This window comes from Brevundimonas aveniformis DSM 17977 (genome assembly GCF_000428765.1).
Lineage (GTDB): Bacteria > Pseudomonadota > Alphaproteobacteria > Caulobacterales > Caulobacteraceae > Brevundimonas > Brevundimonas aveniformis.
This window is the reverse complement of the sequence record NZ_AUAO01000003.1, coordinates 271499-286310: the sequence shown is the minus strand read 5'-3', so window position 1 is coordinate 286310 and position 14812 is coordinate 271499. Positions and strand designations below refer to the sequence as shown.

Genomic DNA, 14812 nt, shown 5'->3' with positions numbered 1-14812 from the left:
TCCGCCAAAATGGGCGACGATCTTCAAGCGGCTGGCCCCTCATCCAGGCCGCACGGAAACGGCGCGATCAACCGATAGAACGCCTTCGCGGCCGGCGCAGTCCCACCCTGGCTGAGTTTATAGGCGTGCTCGACCACCATGGCCTGCTGTTCGATATTCAAACCGGCCCAAACACACGTCTCGTCTGCCTGATAGGCGTACGCGCGCTCGCCATCCCCGGCACGGATCTTTGCGACAGCGAGATTCACGCCCTGCTGAGCCTGCCAGACATGGACAAGCTCATGGATGAACGTTGCCCGCCGCGACAACTTCTGGGTCGTATAGTCGTCTGCGAGTGTTGAATTCGGCCAGACGATCCAGTCGCGCCCAAACCAGCGACCGGCCACGAAGGCGCGATCAAACGGCTTTGGCGAGCCGACAAAGCGTACAGAGTCTAGCTCAAGATGATTTCCAAATACTTTGACTGCTAAAGACTTTTCGGCATCCGTAAGTCGACGCTTGCGCCAACCTCTGACGTTTCCGGGTTTGGCCACGGAGATATCGCGCTCTCGGCTCACGGGGCGTAACTCGCCTCAGGGCCCACGTATTCCCAGTGCCACGGCTCATAGATGTAGTTCACAAAGCCGTACCGGGCTGCATTGCGCACCAGCCAGCGATAAGCCGGACCCCGGGACTGGACCAGACGATTGTAGGCATTCGTCGAAGCTATGCCGTAGCCAGGGGCCTCCCCCACATTGATGTCGAAGGCCCACCCCGTTCGGTGCGCCGAACAACTGGCCCGACGCAGCCCATCGCAGTTCGCCTCGTCCTCACACCTGACGCCATCGATGTCGGGGTGCCGGTAGGTCGAATAGACGGTCAGCAGATTCGGATTAGCCGCCAGCTCCGGCACCTCGGCGCGGGCATCACGGACCATTCGACGATAGGCAGCGATGGCGACGGGCTGACCCATGCGGCCAGGTCGCTGGATCGTCTCCTCGCGCCAGTCGAACTCTTCCAGGGACTGCCGTTCGGGATAGGCCGGGCATTCCCCCCTCACCCGGGCCATGACGAAGGGGCGGCGCTCCTGCCAGATACCCTTGAGCACCTCGAACGTCGCCGGCCCGAAGCGTCCATCTGCCTGCAGTCCGTATCGCGCCTGAAACGCGGCCAGGGCCGCAGCAAAGGCCGGGGTTGCGGCACCACAGCGCGTCCCGATTTCCTGCTGAGTCATCGGCAGATAGGTTTCCCAGCCGTACTCGCGCCCGAACGGCTGCCATTCCAGCGACTGGAGCGTCCGCCCGTTTCCTGCCGCTGCCTCGTACCAGGTGGCGGCGGCGTTGTAGCAAAGGGCCACCTCGTTGAGGACATCGAACGATTGCGCGCGCGCGCGCGCCGGCAACAAGCCAAAGCCGGTCCAAAGGGTCAATACGAACAGCGTTAGTCCAAGTCGGCGCATGACCGCAGAAAGCCATGCGATGCGGCATCCAGCAAGAGGCTGTTCCTGACGAACACGCTAACTGGCCTTGCGCAGCCTGAGCGCACACCAGGCATCGTGGTGGATGATCTGCTCGACGCCGAACCCGAGGGGCATCCACGCGGCCAGGACCTCCTCTTCCTGGGTACGCAATAGCCCCGACAGGATAGCGGTACCACCGGGACGCAACAGGCCGTTGATCGGGCCGGCCAGCTCAATCAGCGGGCGGGCGAGGATATTGGCGAACACCAGATCATAGGGCGCGGGCCCCCTCACCTCGTGATGGCTAAGGTCGCCATCTTCGACGAAGGCAGCGTGTGCCCCATTGATGTCCGCGTTCTCGGCGGAGATTCGGACCGACGGTTCATCGATGTCTGTGCCAACCACGGTCGGCGACCCGGTCCGCGCTGCAGCAATGGCCAGAACGCCTGTGCCGGTGCCGACGTCGAGCACCCGCTCAGGCGGACCTTCCTGTGAAAGAAGGGCATCAAAGGCTTCCAGACACCCCACGGTCGTTCCGTGGTGGCCCGTCCCGAATGCGGCCCCGGCCTCGATCCGCAGGTTGATCGTATCCTCGGGGACCTTGCCCTTGTCATGGGCTCCATAGACGAAGAAGCGCCCTGCCCGCACCGGCGGCAGCCCCGAAAGGCTCATGGCGATCCAATCGGCGTCCATCAAATCTTCGACGGTCGTTTCCAAATCAAAGCTGGCCAGCGCCGCCACGATTCCGTCGGCCTCCTCCCGGGTCGTCGGATAAGCATCGATTCGCCAAATGCCCCGATCCTCGTCCTCTTCAAGGATCGAATAGGTCGCGCCCTCTAGCGCGATGGTTTCATCAATGGCCTGGGCGGCGGCCTCTGCATTTTTACGCGTGCCACGCGAGATAATCTGTACGGCGGACTCGGACATTTCAAAAGAACCGTTATGCTGGCGATTCATCGGCGCAGGTGCGCCGGTTCAGGATCCGCAACTACAACTCCCAGAGGTCTGCGACAAATGGCCAAGAGCCCGGCAAAGTCCACAACATCCAAACCTGCCGCCAAGTCGAAGGCTTCGACGGCAAAATCCACCAAGCCTGCCGCTGCCAAGGCGACCGCGGCAAAGGCCACACCCGCCAAGGCTGCCGCCCCTAAGACGGCTGCCACACCGGCCGCAAAGTCAGCGGCCAAGCCGGCTGCGAAAACAGTTGCCAAGACGGCCGCAAAGCCCGCGGCCAAGACAACGGCGAAGGTCGCCGCCAAGCCTGCTGCCAAGGCGGCACCGGCCAAGGCTGCGGCCCCCAAGACCACGGCCCGCGCCACCAAGCCCGCCGCCAAGGCGACGACCAAACCGGCAGCCGCCAAGACCGCGCCGCAAGCCGCTCCGGCGGCCGCTCAGCCGGCCGCATCGGCGGCTCCCAGCTACAGCCGTGAGGAGAAGGGCTTCTTCGCCAAGCTGGTCGACAGCATTTTCGGCACCCGCTAGGACCACCCGAAATTGAAAGAGCCCGCGTCACCTCATCGGTGGCGCGGGCTTTTTCATGCCTGGACGATCAGGGCAGATCTTCGCCGAGGATCGCCATGTTGAAGGTGTAGGATCCGTCGTCGTCCTCGTCCTCATAGACCACCCCAATGAACTCATCACCGATGTAGACCTCGGCGGAGTCAGCCTGTTTGCGCGCCTTGACGTTGATGGCCCCATTGGTGAAGGCCTTCTTCAGATACATCTCGATGCGCTTGATATCGGGTTCCTGCACGGGGCGTTCCTTGAGAATGAATGTCGGCGCGGAACCTAGTCGTCCGTCTGCGTCAGGCCAAGGGCGTCAGATCGAAAAGTCGTAGACGATGTCAGCCAGGGTGTGGTCCATCGTCCGCGCCGGGTCCTCGCAGGACGGACAGTTGACGATCCGCGCGGGAACACCAGCTGCCGTACAGCCGGCGGGAACCGGCTTCAGCACCACCGACCCGGATGCCACCTTGGCGTAGTCACCGACCGTGATGTTGCCCAGCACCTTGGCCCCCGCGCCCAGAAGGACACCCTTGCCGATCTTGGGATGACGATCACCGCGATCCGCCCCTGTTCCGCCCAGGGTGACGGCGTGCAGCATTGACACATCGTCCCCGACGGTCGCCGTCTCGCCCACGACGATCCCGGTGCCGTGGTCGAAGAACACCCCCTTGCCGATGCGCGCGGCCGGATGGACGTCGACCTGGAACAGTTCCGACACACGGCTCTGAAGGTGGAAAGCCAGGGTGTCTCGCCCGCCTTTCCATAGGAAATGCCCGACGCGATAGGCCTGGAGCGACTGAAAACCCTTGAAGAACAGAAAGGGCTGCAACGCCTGCTTGGCGGCGGGATCTCGCTCCAGTACCGCCACGAGATCCGCCTCGGCGGCCGCCACGATTGACGGGTCCGCCGCATAGGCTCTTTCACAGACCTCTCGCCAGGCCATCGGGCCAACTTCATTGTCGCCCAGTTTGCGGGCGAGCTGGAAGCTGAGTGCCCCGGCCAGATCGTCATGGGATAGGATCACCGCATGAAGCAGGCTGCCCAACGCCGGCTCGGCTTCGGCGGCCTGTGCCGCCTCGGCACGCAGCCGCTGCCAGATCGATTCAGCGGCCTGAACAGGCCTGAGCGCGGCGGACATGGCGATCTCCTCGTCTAGCCCCAAGAATGGGGACTTCGTCCCGGCAGGGCAATCCACTTGCACAAAACACAAAGCCAAGTCCGTCGATTGCATGTGGCGCAGTCTTCGCCGCCCCCCTAAGCTGGCACGATGATCAAGCGTGCTGCCCTGTTCCTGACGGCTCTCGGCCTGGCCTTTCCGGTCTGCGCCCAGGAGCGCGCCATGGGCGACGCTGAAGTCCTGGCTCTGGCCGATCGTCAGGCCATTTGGTGCGAGAACTGGAGCGAGGCGACGCGCGACTGTGAAAGCCTTTATACCCTTCGCCGTGAAGCCGACGGGCGCCTGATCCTGGCCGGAATGTTCGTCCTCACAGACCGCCCCCTGATCGAGGTCACCCTCGCGGATATCGTCACGCTCGAGCAGGGCCGGATCTGCAGTTCCGGCGCGACAAGCGAGCTGACAATTCAGGCCCGTCTGGCCGGCGTCGCATCGCAAGAGGTCACAGCCATGGTCCGCTCATTGCTGGCGCAAAGCATGGCCGAGTACGAAAACAGCATCATCTGCCAGCAGTTCTTCACCAGTGGGGATCCCGAGGCAATGGGCGAGATCGTCACGGCCGATGATGTCCGCCTCTACGATTTCGAATCGACCTATCGCCTCGGTACGGTCGATAGCGGTTTTCTGCTCCGGCCCCAGATCGGCGAAACGCCCGAACAGGAATTCATCGACCTGTGAGTGACCTTGGACACCCCCTGCCCCTGCCGACCGCCAGTGACGAGGCGCTGGCGCGCCTGCAACGGCGTCGGTCCGCCCCGGCCCAGGCCCTGACCTTTCCGGGGCCGAGCCCCGATCAGCTTGAGGTTATGTTGGCCACGGCGGCGCGAACACCGGATCACGGCAAGCTCTTCCCGTGGCGCTTTGTCATCATCGAAGGTCCGGCCAAGTCGGCGCTGGTTCATGCCTTGAAGCCGCTGGCCGAAGACCAGTCGGAACCGGTCAAGGCGGCCACGGTGCTGGCCAAGCTGGCCAATCCTCCCGTGACCGTGATGGTCGTCTCATCGCCGGTGCCGGATCACAAGGTGCCGGTCTGGGAACAGCAGTTGTCTGCCGGTGCCGTCTGCATGAACCTCGAACACGCGGCAGACGCCATGGGCTTCTCCGCCAGCTGGATCACGGACTGGTACGCCTACGATCCCGCCACGCGCCCCCTGCTTGGCCTGAAGGACGGCGAGCAGGTCGCCGGCTTCATCCACATCGGCACCCTAGCCGAAGGCCCCGCGGAGCGGCCGCGTCCGAGTATGGCCGCGATCGTCAGCCGGCAGCTCTAGCGGCTGCCGAAGTCGGTTCTGCCGGGCGAAGCTGCGCGGCTCTGCGCGGTAGCGGAGGAATTGACGGGCGTGAAAACGCCGGGCTGACACCAAGCCGGGTGCGCCGTCAGCCGCAGCGGTTCAACTGCACGACCAGGGCGACCCATCGTCATCCCCGCCCGCGATACGGCGGTACGCCCTGATCGGGTAGCCACAGGCCTTCAGGCACCGGGCCGGTCTGCCAGAAGACATCGATGGGGATTCCGCCGCGCGGATACCAATAGCCGCCGATGCGCAGCCATCTCGGTTCCAGCAACCCGGCAAGCCGCTTGCCGATCGCCACGGTGCAATCCTCGTGGAAGGCACCGTGGTTGCGGAAGCTGGTCAGATACAATTTCAAACTCTTGGATTCGACCAGCCAGTCGCCCGGCGCATAGTCGATCACCAGATGCGCAAAGTCCGGCTGGCCTGTCACCGGGCACAGGCTGGTGAACTCCGGTGCCGTGAAGCGGGCGACATAGAGTGTGTCCAGGTGCGGGTTCGGCACCCGTTCGAGCTGGGCCGTCTCTGGACTGGCCGGGGCTTCGGTCTGGCGTCCCAGTTGAGACAGACCGGTGGTGTCGGTGCTCACGTCAGGCCGCCCGGATGATGCCAAGGAAGTCGGTCGCCTTCAGCGAGGCGCCGCCGACCAGGGCGCCGCCGACTTCGAGAACGGCCAGGATCTCCGCCGCATTGTTCGGCTTGACCGAGCCGCCGTACAGGATCGGTGCCGTGCGACCGCCCTCGCTGAGCCGCGCCACCATTGCGGCACGCACGGCGGCGTGGACCTCCTCGATCTGCTCCAGCGTCGGCGTCAGGCCGGTACCGATGGCCCAGACCGGCTCATAGGCGACCGCAAAGGCCCTACCCGACAGGCTCTCCGGCAGCGACGCCATCACCTGGCTCGACACGACCTCGACCGCACGACCCGCCTCGCGCTCCGCCAGCGTTTCACCGACACAAATGATTGGTTCCAGGCCAGCGGCCAGCGCCGCCTCGACCCTGGCGGCGACATCGGCGTCCGTCTCGCCGTGGCCGGCGCGACGCTCCGAGTGGCCCAGGATCACCAGATTGGCCCCGGCATCCTTCAGCATCGCGGCCGAGATGTCGCCGGTGTAGGCACCCGACGCCTTGTCGCTGCAATCCTGACCTCCGATCTCGACGGTACTGTCCCTCAACTGCCAGTTCATCTGGGCGATCAGGGTTGCGGGCGGACACAGGGCCACGCGCGTCGTCGCCGCCTCCCCCGCCAGCGCCTCAGCCAGCGCCTTGGCCTCGGCCAAATCGGCGGCCAGGCCATTCATCTTCCAGTTTCCGGCGATCAGTCTGTTCGTGCTCATGACCGCGTTCCTAGCCTCAAGCGCGCAACGGCTCAACGCCCGCGAACGGATCATCCAGGCTCGGCTGTGGCGAGGTGAACCACTTTGGTCCGTCCGCCGTCATGTGGAAGTGGTCCTCCAGCCGGATGCCGAACCGGCCCGGCACCACAATCATCGGCTCATTCGAGAAACACATCCCGACTTCCAGCGCCGTCATGTCGCCCCGCACCAGATTGGGTGCCTCATGGATGTCCAGGCCGATGCCATGGCCCGTTCGGTGGGGCAGTCCGGGAAGCTGATAGTCCGGGCCCAGTCCCTGGCTTGCCAGGAAGCCGCGGGCCCCTGCGTCGACAGCTTCACAAGGCGCGCCAAGCTGCGCCGCCTTAAACGCCCGCGCCTGGGCCTCGTGTTCGAGATCCCAGATGCGACGCACTTCATCTGTCGGCTCGCCGAAGACATAGGTGCGGGTGATATCGGCATTGTAGCCGTCCAGCGCACAGCCGGTGTCGATCAACACCACATCGCCGTCGTGCAGTTGTGGGTCCCCCTCCCCGCCGTGCGGCAGACTGGTGTCGGTTCCGAACGAGACGATGCAGAAGGTGTTGCCACCATCCGCGCCCAGCGCCCGATGCTGCTCGTCAATGAAGCTCACAACCTCTGACGCCCGCACGCCGGCTCTCAGGCTTTCATGTGCGCGCCGGTGCGCCTCCAGGGTCAGCGCCTTGGCTCGCGTCATCAGGGCGATTTCAGCCTCCGACTTGCGCGCCCGCAACGGCACGATCAACGGATCAGCCCCAATCAAACGGTCCGCGCCGAGCGCCTCGGCCAAGCCCAGCCAGATGAATACGCGCGCCTGAGCGTCCACCGCCACCCGCCCCGTCGGCCCGACCAGATCCGCCACCAGTTTGAACGGGCTTTCATGCTCCTCCCAGGTCAGAATCTCGCCGGGCACGCCGACGATGGACCCCACCTTGTCCAGCTCAAATCGTGGCGTGACATAGGCCAGCGGCTCGCCCGGCCTCACCACCGCCCCGGTCAAACGCTCCGACGGATGCCAGCTCAAGCCGGTGAAATATCGCAGCGACGACGTGGCATCGATCACGCAGGCGGCGATCCCCTGCGCCTCCATCGCGGCTTCCAGCAAGGCCAGACGGAAGCGGCGTTCCTCAACGGTGATCGGCAACGGATTCATGCGGGGCTCCCAAAGGCGGATTTCTGCAATAGGCTCGCGTCGGGCACCTGCAAAGGTGAGGGAGGAAATATGGTCGCTGGCATTCTCGTCGCGCTGTCCGCGTTGGCGGTCGTCTATGCGGTGGCGCTGTTGCGCCAGGCTGCCGCGCGCCATCAGCTTCGGCCTCGTGTCGAAGCGGTTGCGCTTGGGGCGGTCACAAATTTCTTCGACACCCTTGGAATAGGCTCCTTCGCCCCGACGACAGCCTGGATCAAACTGCGTGGGCTGGTCCCAGACAGCTTCATCCCCGCGACCCTCAATGCGGGCCATTGTCTACCGACCGTGACCCAGGCGCTGATCTTCATCAATCTGGTCCAGGTCGATGCCTGGCTTCTGGTCGGGTGCATCGGTGCCGCCATCATCGGGGCTGTACTTGGGGCACCGGTGGTGCAACGCCTACCCGTGCGCGCGGTCCAGGGCATCGTCGGAATCGCGCTGCTGATCGCTGCGACCCTCTACGCCATGACCAACCTTGGCATGATGCCAGGCGGCGGTGAGGGCTTGGGCCTATCGGGACCGGCGTTCTGGATTGCCGTCCTTGCCCATCTCGTGCTTGGGGCCCTGATGACGTTCGGGATCGGCCTCTACGCGCCCTCGCTCATCCTGCTGAGTTTGCTGGGCCTCAACCCCATCGCCGCCTTTCCGATCATGATGGGGGCCTGTGGTTTCCTCATGCCGGTCGCCGGCATGAGCTTCATTCGCTCCGAACGGATCGACCTGCGCGTCGTCCTGGGCCTGGCCCTCGGCGGCATTCCGGCGGTGCTTCTCGCCGCCCTCGTTGTGAAGTCCCTACCGATGGAGGCCTTGCGCTGGGGCGTGGTCGTCGTCGTTCTCTACGCCGCGGCCGTCCTGTTGTGGAGCGCCGCCCGTCCGCGCGCCCAAGCTGACGCGTGAACGAGAAAGGCCCGGCGATCGCTCGCCGGGCCTTTCCGATTTCATGCCGCAGGGCGAGAGGCCCTGCCGGCCAGGTCCATCTTATTTGATGGTGACCTTGGCGCCGGCTTCCTCGAGCTTCTTCTTGAGCTCGTCGGCGGCCTGCTTGGAGACGTTCTCGACGACGTTCTGCGGAGCGCCTTCGACCAGGTCCTTGGCTTCCTTGAGGCCGAGGTCCGGACGAGCGCCGCGAACTTCCTTGATCACGTTGATCTTCTTGTCGCCGCCGTCGGTCAGGACAACGGTGAACTCGGTCTGCTCTTCGCCGGCATCAGCCGGAGCAGCGCCACCGGCGCCGCCGGTCGGCATGGCCATGGCGACCGGAGCGGCAGCCGAGACGCCCCACTTCTCTTCGAGAAGCTTGGACAGTTCAGCGGCTTCCAGGACGGTCAGGGTCGACAGTTCGTCGACGATCTTTTCGAGCTTGGACATTTGATAGTTCCTTGGAGGGTTCAGTTTTGGATTTAGAGAAGCGGAGATGACCTAGGCGGCGTCCTTGGCGGCATAGGCGCCAAACACACGAGCCAGCTGTCCGGCCGGAGCTTGCAACACGCCGGCAACCTTGGTCGCCGGAGCCTGCAGCAGGCCGACGATCTTGCCGCGCAGTTCGTCCAGGGACGGCAGCTTGGCGAGGTTGGCGACGGCCTGGGCGTCCAGAACGTCCTTGTCCATGAGACCGCCGACGACGACGAACTTGTCGTTGCCCTTGGCGAACTCAGTGACGACCTTGGCGGCGGAAACGGGATCCGGCGCATAGGCGATGGCAACCGGGCCGGAGAATAGGCGATCGCCTGCTTCACCCGCCGAACCGTCCAGAGCCTTCTGGGCCAGAGTGTTCTTCACCACCTTGAGCGCCGCACCCTGCTCACGCAGGCGCAGACGCAGGTCGGTCATTTCCGCAACGGTCAGACCCAGGTTGTGGGTCACGACCACGGCACCGGAATCGGCGAAGACACCCTTGATGTCCTCGATCGACGCGGCTTTTTGTGCGCGGTCCATTGCGGTCTCCTAGTCTGTTGACGGCTGCGGGATTGCAGACGCCGAAAACAGCCCGGTCACTCCGGGCGGACCCGAAGCGGCGAACTGCGTAAACTGTCCGAAGGAACGCCCGTCACGCACCCGGCCTTGCGGCGGCGGATTGGTTCGGGACTTTCCCCGTCTCCCCACGGCGTCAAAGGGCTCTTTGACAGTTACGGCAAGGGTGGCCCCCTCGCCCCGAAGTTCTCGGACAGGTCCGCCGATGACCGAAGCCACCTGCGGGAGCGGCGCTCTATACACGCAAACCTGAGGAAATCAACGCCTCAGGGCGCAAAACCGGCGATCAGGCGCTTCAGCTCCGGCTCATCGACGGCCTCTATGGCATCCATGCGGCTAAACCAGCGGCGCTCGCGTTCATGCGCTTCCGGCCAGCGGTCGAACAGGTGTGTCACGTGGATCGCATAGACATCCACCGCCGTCAGCCGCCGGGCCTTGCCGGACAACCGCTTGTCATAGGTGAAGGTGCCGATCGGTTCGCTCGATAGCAGGCCAGTTGCGCCAGCCTCCTCCATCGCCTCTTCCGCCGCCGCCTCGGCATCAGCCAGGCCCTTCATCCGGTTACCCTTGGGCGTCACCCAGCGGCCCGTATCCCGCGACGTGACCAGCAGGAACTGGATCTGATCCTCATCAGCCAATATCCAGCACAGGGCACCGACCTGCCGCCGTTTCGACCGCAGCGTGCGGTCCGTCATGTCAGGAACAGGCTGCCCAGCCAGTAGAAGCCCGCCCCCATCGCTGCACAGGCCGGAATGGTCACAAACCAGGCCAGGACGATCCCGCGCGCCACATTCCACCGAACCGCGCTGGCCCGCCGGGCGGCGCCGACGCCGATGATCGAGCCCGTAATGGTGTGGGTCGTCGAAACCGGCACGCCGAAATGCGTGGCGATAAACAGGGTGATGGCCCCTCCGGTTTCCGCACAGAACCCCTGCTGCGGACTCAGCCGGGTGATCTTGGAGCCCATGGTGTGAACGATCCGCCAGCCGCCACAAAGCGTGCCCATGGCGATGGTGAGGTAGCAGGTAATGACAACCCAGAACGGCACATGGAACTCAGCTCCCAGGAGGCCGCGCGAATAGAGCAGCACCGCGATGATCCCCATCGTCTTTTGCGCGTCATTGCCGCCGTGTCCCAGCGAATAGGCCGCGGCCGATACCAGTTGCAGCCGACGAAAGATCCGGTCCGCCAGGGCAGGATTGGCCTTCATGAAAACCCAGGACACGATCAGCACCAGCACCAGCGCCAGGATGAATCCCACCGTCGGCGACAGGAAGATGGCGAACACCGTCTTGGACACGCCCGGAACCTGAATCACCCCCAGACCCGCCTTGGCCACGCCGGCTCCCAACAGCCCACCGACCAGGGCGTGCGAACTCGACGACGGAATGCCCCGCAGCCACGTGATCACATTCCAGCCAATCGCCGCCATCAAGGCACCGAAGATGACGGCGTCCGAAATGATGTCCGGCGAGATGATCCCCTTGCCGATCGTATTGGCCACCGCCACCCCGAACACGAAGAAGGCGGCGAAATTGAACCCCGCCGCCCACAGCACCGCCAACGGAGGGCTCAGTACCCGCGTCGCCACCACTGTGGCGATCGAGTTGGCCGCGTCGTGCAGCCCGTTCATGAAATCGAACGCCAGGGCGACGCCGATCAGCAGCACCAGGATGATGAGGGCCGCGTCCATCGGCCTAGAGGTGCTCAACCATGATGCCGTTGACGCGGTTGGCCACATCTTCGAACCGGTCGATCACCTTCTCAAGGTGGTCATAGATCTCGGCGCCGATGATGAACTCCATCGCATTGCCGGTCCTGTGCTCCAGGAACAGGGCCTTCATCCCGGCGTCGAAGATGGCGTCCGATTCACTCTCGAGCCGCGTCACCGCCTCAGTCAGCTCATTCAGCCGGTCGCGGTTCTTGCTCATGGCGTGCAGTTTTTCGGTCGTCTCCAGCGTGAGGGCAGCACACTGCACCGCGATGTCGGCCAGCTCGCGCATCTTGGGCGCAAAGGCCGTGACCTCATAAAGGCTGATCGCCTTGGCGGTCTTCTGCATCTGGTCGATGGTGTCATCGAGCGAATTCGTCAGGCCGCGAATGTCGGACCGGTCAAATGGCGTGATGAAACTGCGCCGCACCGCATATAGCACCTCGCGCGCCACTTCGTCGGCGGCGTGTTCATGCTCGACGATCTTCTCACACCAGCCCGGCGTCTCGTCCCCCCCGTTCAGCGCAGCGCGCAGCGCATCGGCACCGCTCGCCAATGTCTGGGCATGGGCCTCGAACAGATCAAAGAATTGGTCTTCGCGCGGCAGCAGAGCCTGAAACCAGTTCATACGGGCGACCTTCCCTGACGGCGGATAATCCCCTCTAGTCGAGTCTGGGATCGTTCGTCCACGGAGAGTTGTCGCCATGCGTGGGCCGGAGGCCTACTGAGCCCGGACCGGCAGATAGGTGCCGGCTACATAGCCGTTGTGACCACAGTATCCCGGCGTGATCGCGGACTCCCCGGACGCCGTTTCGGATACCTCAATGAATCCGTCGCGCCGGATGATGCTGATCGTGACCGCCGGATCGGACGCCGGGCGTCCCGTGAGCCGCCCCCCGGTGACCCGCCCCGCGATCTCCACCTGGCAGATCCAGCTGCCGTTCACAGGATTGGCTGTGGTTATTTCGGCGATGAGGCGGCCACCTTCCACCTGCCGGATCGAGACGCCTCCGGAGACATTGCCCCACACACCGATCAGGTCGCCACGCGACGGGCGACGGATCTGGTTCAGAAAACTGGACCTGACCGCCATCTGGTCGCCCAGGTTGGCGACGCCGTCCATCGCCGGCTGGCCGTCCAGGGCCTCGACATTTTCTCGCACCCGCAGGAACGCCTGCTGGTCCGACCGGAGCGCTCGGCGCGCCGCCGGGCTGATCCGCGCCCACGCTGCCGCGTAGGCCGCCGCCATATCCCGATCCAGCGCCGACAGGATCGGATCGGCACAGATCGCGCGCTCACTGGCACTCGTGGCCCGCGCGCAATCGAAGGAGGGCCCCGGCTGAGCCGATGACATCAGGCTGAGAGCCATCAAGGTCGCGATCATGGCTGAACCTATCACGCCCGGCGAACACTGTCCTCCGGCCGTCTGATCGTGTCAGGCCGCGTCAGCCCCGCCGAACCGCGCGGTCCACTCAGCCACCTGCTCGTCCTCGATCTTTGCGAAGAGCACGCCTTGATGGACGATGGCGCGGCCCGTTGGGACCGCAGCCATGAAGTCCTCATCCGCAGATGGCCAGCTCAGGTCGCTCGACCCGACCGACGCCGCGATCGTCTCCGCCGTAAACGGGATCACCGGTGCCGCCAACCGTGCGAACAGGGCGACCATGTTCAACCCCGTCCGAACCCCGACCGCCGCCCGATCCACATCGGTCTTGAACGCGGTCCAGGGCGCGGCTTCCTGAAGATACTCGTTGCCCAGCACCCAGACGGCCCGGACCGCCTGACAGGCCTTGCGGAACTCCATCGCCTCGAACGCCTCGGTCGCCTCAGCGATGCCTTGGCGGATAGCGGCCTCGTAGCGGGCTTCGACATCGCCCGGCTCGCCACCGGCGGGGACCACCCCGTCGAACTTCGACTCGGTGAACTTGACGATCCGGTTGACGAAATTGCCCAGCACATCGGCCAGGTCCTTGTTCGTCGTCGACTGGAACTGCTCCCAGGTGAAGGCCGCGTCCGACCCTTCCGGCCCATAGGCCGTCAGATGCCAGCGCCAGTAGTCCGCCGGTAGCAGCTCCAGCGCCTGATCCATGAAGACCCCGCGCCCCTGGCTGGTCGAGAACTTGCCGCCGTACCAGTTCAGCCAGTTGAACGCCTTCAGCTGATCCACCGTCTTCCACGGCTCGCCCGAGCCGATGATCGTCGCCGGGAAGCTGACGGTGTGGAAGGCTACATTGTCCTTGCCCATGAACTGGACATAGCGGACGTCCTCGGCCCCCTCGTCCAGCCGCCACCAGTCGCGCCAGGTCCGGCCCGTCGCCTCGGCCCATTCTTCGGTCGCGCCGATGTATTCGATGGGGGCGTCGAACCAGACGTAGAAGACCTTGCCTTCCATCCCCGGACGCGGGCCGCCATCCGGACCCACGACCGGCACGCCCCACTTCAGATCGCGCGTGATCCCCCGGTCGATCAGCCCTTCATCGAGGTGCTTGAGCGCAATCGATTTCGCTAGAGTTTGCCAGCCGGTCTTGGAGCCGATCCAGTCGCGGATCGGCTGTTCCAGCCTCGTCTGCAACAGGTACAGATGCCGCGTGTCGCGGACCTCCAGATTGCGGCTGCCCGACACCGCTGAATAGGGGTCGATCAGATCGGTCGGGTCCAGCAACCGGCCACAGTTGTCGCACTGGTCGCCGCGCGCCTTGTCGTATCCACAATGCGGGCACGTCCCCTCGACGTAGCGGTCCGGCAGGAACCGCTGATCGTCGATCGAATAGATCATCCGATCGACGCGCTCCTCGATGAAGCCGTTCTCTTCCAGCTTCGCTGCGAAATGCTGCGTCAGCCGCCGGTTCGGGGCCTTGGACGACCGGCCGAACCAGTCGTAGCTCAGGCCGAACTGTTCGCCGGCGCGCTTCTGGATCTCGTGCTGTTCGTCACAATAGGTCTGGACATCCTGGCCCGCCGCCGCCGCCGCCAGCTCCGCCGGCGTGCCGTGCTCGTCGGTGGCGCAGATATAGAGCACCTCGTGACCTTGCCCCCGCTTGAACCGGCTCCACACATCCGCCGGCAGCATCGAGCCGGCCAGGTTCCCCAGATGCTTGATGCCGTTGATGTAGGGCAGCGCCGAGGTGACGAGAATGCGGGCCATGGGAATCCGAAAGGTCAGGGAGAGCGTGCCA

19 protein-coding genes are annotated in these 14812 nt (G+C 64.7%); 4 read left to right on the top strand and 15 right to left on the bottom strand.

Going from position 1 to position 14812, the window contains the following annotated elements; all coding sequences use genetic code 11:
• Positions 1-23: 23 nt before the first annotated feature.
• From G391_RS14525 to G391_RS0109925, 3 genes are all read right to left on the bottom strand, one after another.
• Positions 24-533 carry a hypothetical protein gene (locus tag G391_RS14525; protein WP_051257328.1) on the bottom strand — a complete coding sequence of 170 codons (510 nt, stop codon included), beginning with the start codon at positions 531-533 and terminating at the stop codon, positions 24-26.
• 20 nt (positions 534-553) lie between these two features.
• The gene (locus tag G391_RS0109930) at positions 554-1408 is read right to left on the bottom strand and encodes a D-alanyl-D-alanine carboxypeptidase family protein (RefSeq protein ID WP_245572078.1); all 855 of its coding nucleotides are present in this window, start codon (positions 1406-1408) and stop codon (positions 554-556) included.
• An 87-nt stretch (positions 1409-1495) separates the two neighbouring features.
• Positions 1496-2365, bottom strand: a complete 870-nt coding sequence (locus G391_RS0109925) for a 50S ribosomal protein L11 methyltransferase (RefSeq protein WP_029087383.1) — start codon at positions 2363-2365, stop codon at positions 1496-1498.
• Between the two features lie 87 nt (positions 2366-2452).
• On the opposite strand from G391_RS0109925, the gene G391_RS14520 reads away from it, so the two are divergent.
• Entirely contained in the window at positions 2453-2920 is a 468-nt protein-coding gene (locus G391_RS14520; protein WP_051257286.1) for a hypothetical protein, read from the top strand.
• A gap of 67 nt (positions 2921-2987) precedes the next feature.
• On the opposite strand, the gene G391_RS0109915 is transcribed toward G391_RS14520, so the two are convergent.
• Together G391_RS0109915 and cysE are read right to left on the bottom strand one after the other, a co-directional pair.
• Positions 2988-3191 (bottom strand): DUF3126 family protein, encoded by a 204-nt coding sequence (locus tag G391_RS0109915; RefSeq protein WP_029087382.1) that lies wholly within the window; start codon positions 3189-3191, stop codon positions 2988-2990.
• 66 nt (positions 3192-3257) lie between these two features.
• Positions 3258-4082 carry a serine O-acetyltransferase gene (cysE, locus tag G391_RS0109910; protein WP_029087381.1) on the bottom strand — a complete coding sequence of 275 codons (825 nt, stop codon included), beginning with the start codon at positions 4080-4082 and terminating at the stop codon, positions 3258-3260.
• A 129-nt stretch (positions 4083-4211) separates the two neighbouring features.
• Here cysE and G391_RS0109905 point away from each other — a divergent pair, with 129 nt between their 5' ends.
• Positions 4212-4796, top strand: coding sequence for a hypothetical protein (locus G391_RS0109905; RefSeq protein WP_029087380.1), 585 nt, complete (start codon positions 4212-4214; stop codon positions 4794-4796).
• Positions 4793-5389: a nitroreductase family protein gene (locus G391_RS0109900; RefSeq protein WP_051257285.1), complete on the top strand. Its 597-nt coding sequence runs from the start codon at positions 4793-4795 to the stop codon at positions 5387-5389. The genes G391_RS0109905 and G391_RS0109900 overlap by 4 nt, the downstream gene beginning before the upstream one ends.
• A 148-nt stretch (positions 5390-5537) precedes the next feature.
• On the opposite strand, the gene queF is transcribed toward G391_RS0109900, so the two are convergent.
• Genes queF through G391_RS0109885 form a run of 3 tightly spaced genes read right to left on the bottom strand, consistent with a single transcriptional unit; the run spans position 5538 to position 7918 of the window.
• Complete coding sequence (gene queF, locus G391_RS0109895; RefSeq protein WP_211226499.1) at positions 5538-5978, bottom strand: preQ(1) synthase; 441 nt, start codon at positions 5976-5978, stop codon at positions 5538-5540.
• A 22-nt stretch (positions 5979-6000) separates the two neighbouring features.
• The gene (gene tpiA, locus G391_RS0109890) at positions 6001-6747 is read right to left on the bottom strand and encodes a triose-phosphate isomerase (RefSeq protein WP_035304244.1); all 747 of its coding nucleotides are present in this window, start codon (positions 6745-6747) and stop codon (positions 6001-6003) included.
• Between the two features lie 16 nt (positions 6748-6763).
• Positions 6764-7918 carry a M24 family metallopeptidase gene (locus G391_RS0109885; protein WP_035304242.1) on the bottom strand — a complete coding sequence of 385 codons (1155 nt, stop codon included), beginning with the start codon at positions 7916-7918 and terminating at the stop codon, positions 6764-6766.
• A gap of 69 nt (positions 7919-7987) precedes the next feature.
• On the opposite strand from G391_RS0109885, the gene G391_RS0109880 reads away from it, so the two are divergent.
• Positions 7988-8851: a sulfite exporter TauE/SafE family protein gene (locus G391_RS0109880; RefSeq protein WP_029087603.1), complete on the top strand. Its 864-nt coding sequence runs from the start codon at positions 7988-7990 to the stop codon at positions 8849-8851.
• Between the two features lie 81 nt (positions 8852-8932).
• Here the strand turns inward: G391_RS0109880 and rplL are convergent, their stop codons facing one another.
• From rplL to metG, 7 genes are all read right to left on the bottom strand, one after another.
• A complete protein-coding gene (gene rplL, locus G391_RS0109875; protein ID WP_029087375.1) occupies positions 8933-9322 on the bottom strand; it encodes a 50S ribosomal protein L7/L12 in 390 nt (129 codons plus the stop codon).
• Positions 9323-9373: 51 nt separating this feature from the next.
• Positions 9374-9889, bottom strand: coding sequence for a 50S ribosomal protein L10 (gene rplJ / locus G391_RS0109870; protein WP_029087374.1), 516 nt, complete (start codon positions 9887-9889; stop codon positions 9374-9376).
• Positions 9890-10191: 302 nt separating this feature from the next.
• Entirely contained in the window at positions 10192-10620 is a 429-nt protein-coding gene (locus G391_RS0109865) for an NUDIX hydrolase (RefSeq protein WP_029087373.1), read from the bottom strand.
• The gene (locus G391_RS0109860; RefSeq protein WP_029087372.1) at positions 10617-11618 is read right to left on the bottom strand and encodes an inorganic phosphate transporter; all 1002 of its coding nucleotides are present in this window, start codon (positions 11616-11618) and stop codon (positions 10617-10619) included. The genes G391_RS0109865 and G391_RS0109860 overlap by 4 nt, the downstream gene beginning before the upstream one ends.
• 4 nt (positions 11619-11622) lie before the next feature.
• Complete coding sequence (locus G391_RS0109855) at positions 11623-12264, bottom strand: DUF47 domain-containing protein (RefSeq protein ID WP_029087371.1); 642 nt, start codon at positions 12262-12264, stop codon at positions 11623-11625.
• Positions 12265-12357: 93 nt separating this feature from the next.
• Complete coding sequence (locus tag G391_RS0109850; RefSeq protein ID WP_029087370.1) at positions 12358-13020, bottom strand: lysozyme inhibitor LprI family protein; 663 nt, start codon at positions 13018-13020, stop codon at positions 12358-12360.
• A gap of 51 nt (positions 13021-13071) precedes the next feature.
• Positions 13072-14781 carry a methionine--tRNA ligase gene (metG, locus tag G391_RS0109845; protein ID WP_029087369.1) on the bottom strand — a complete coding sequence of 570 codons (1710 nt, stop codon included), beginning with the start codon at positions 14779-14781 and terminating at the stop codon, positions 13072-13074.
• Positions 14782-14812: the final 31 nt, after the last annotated feature.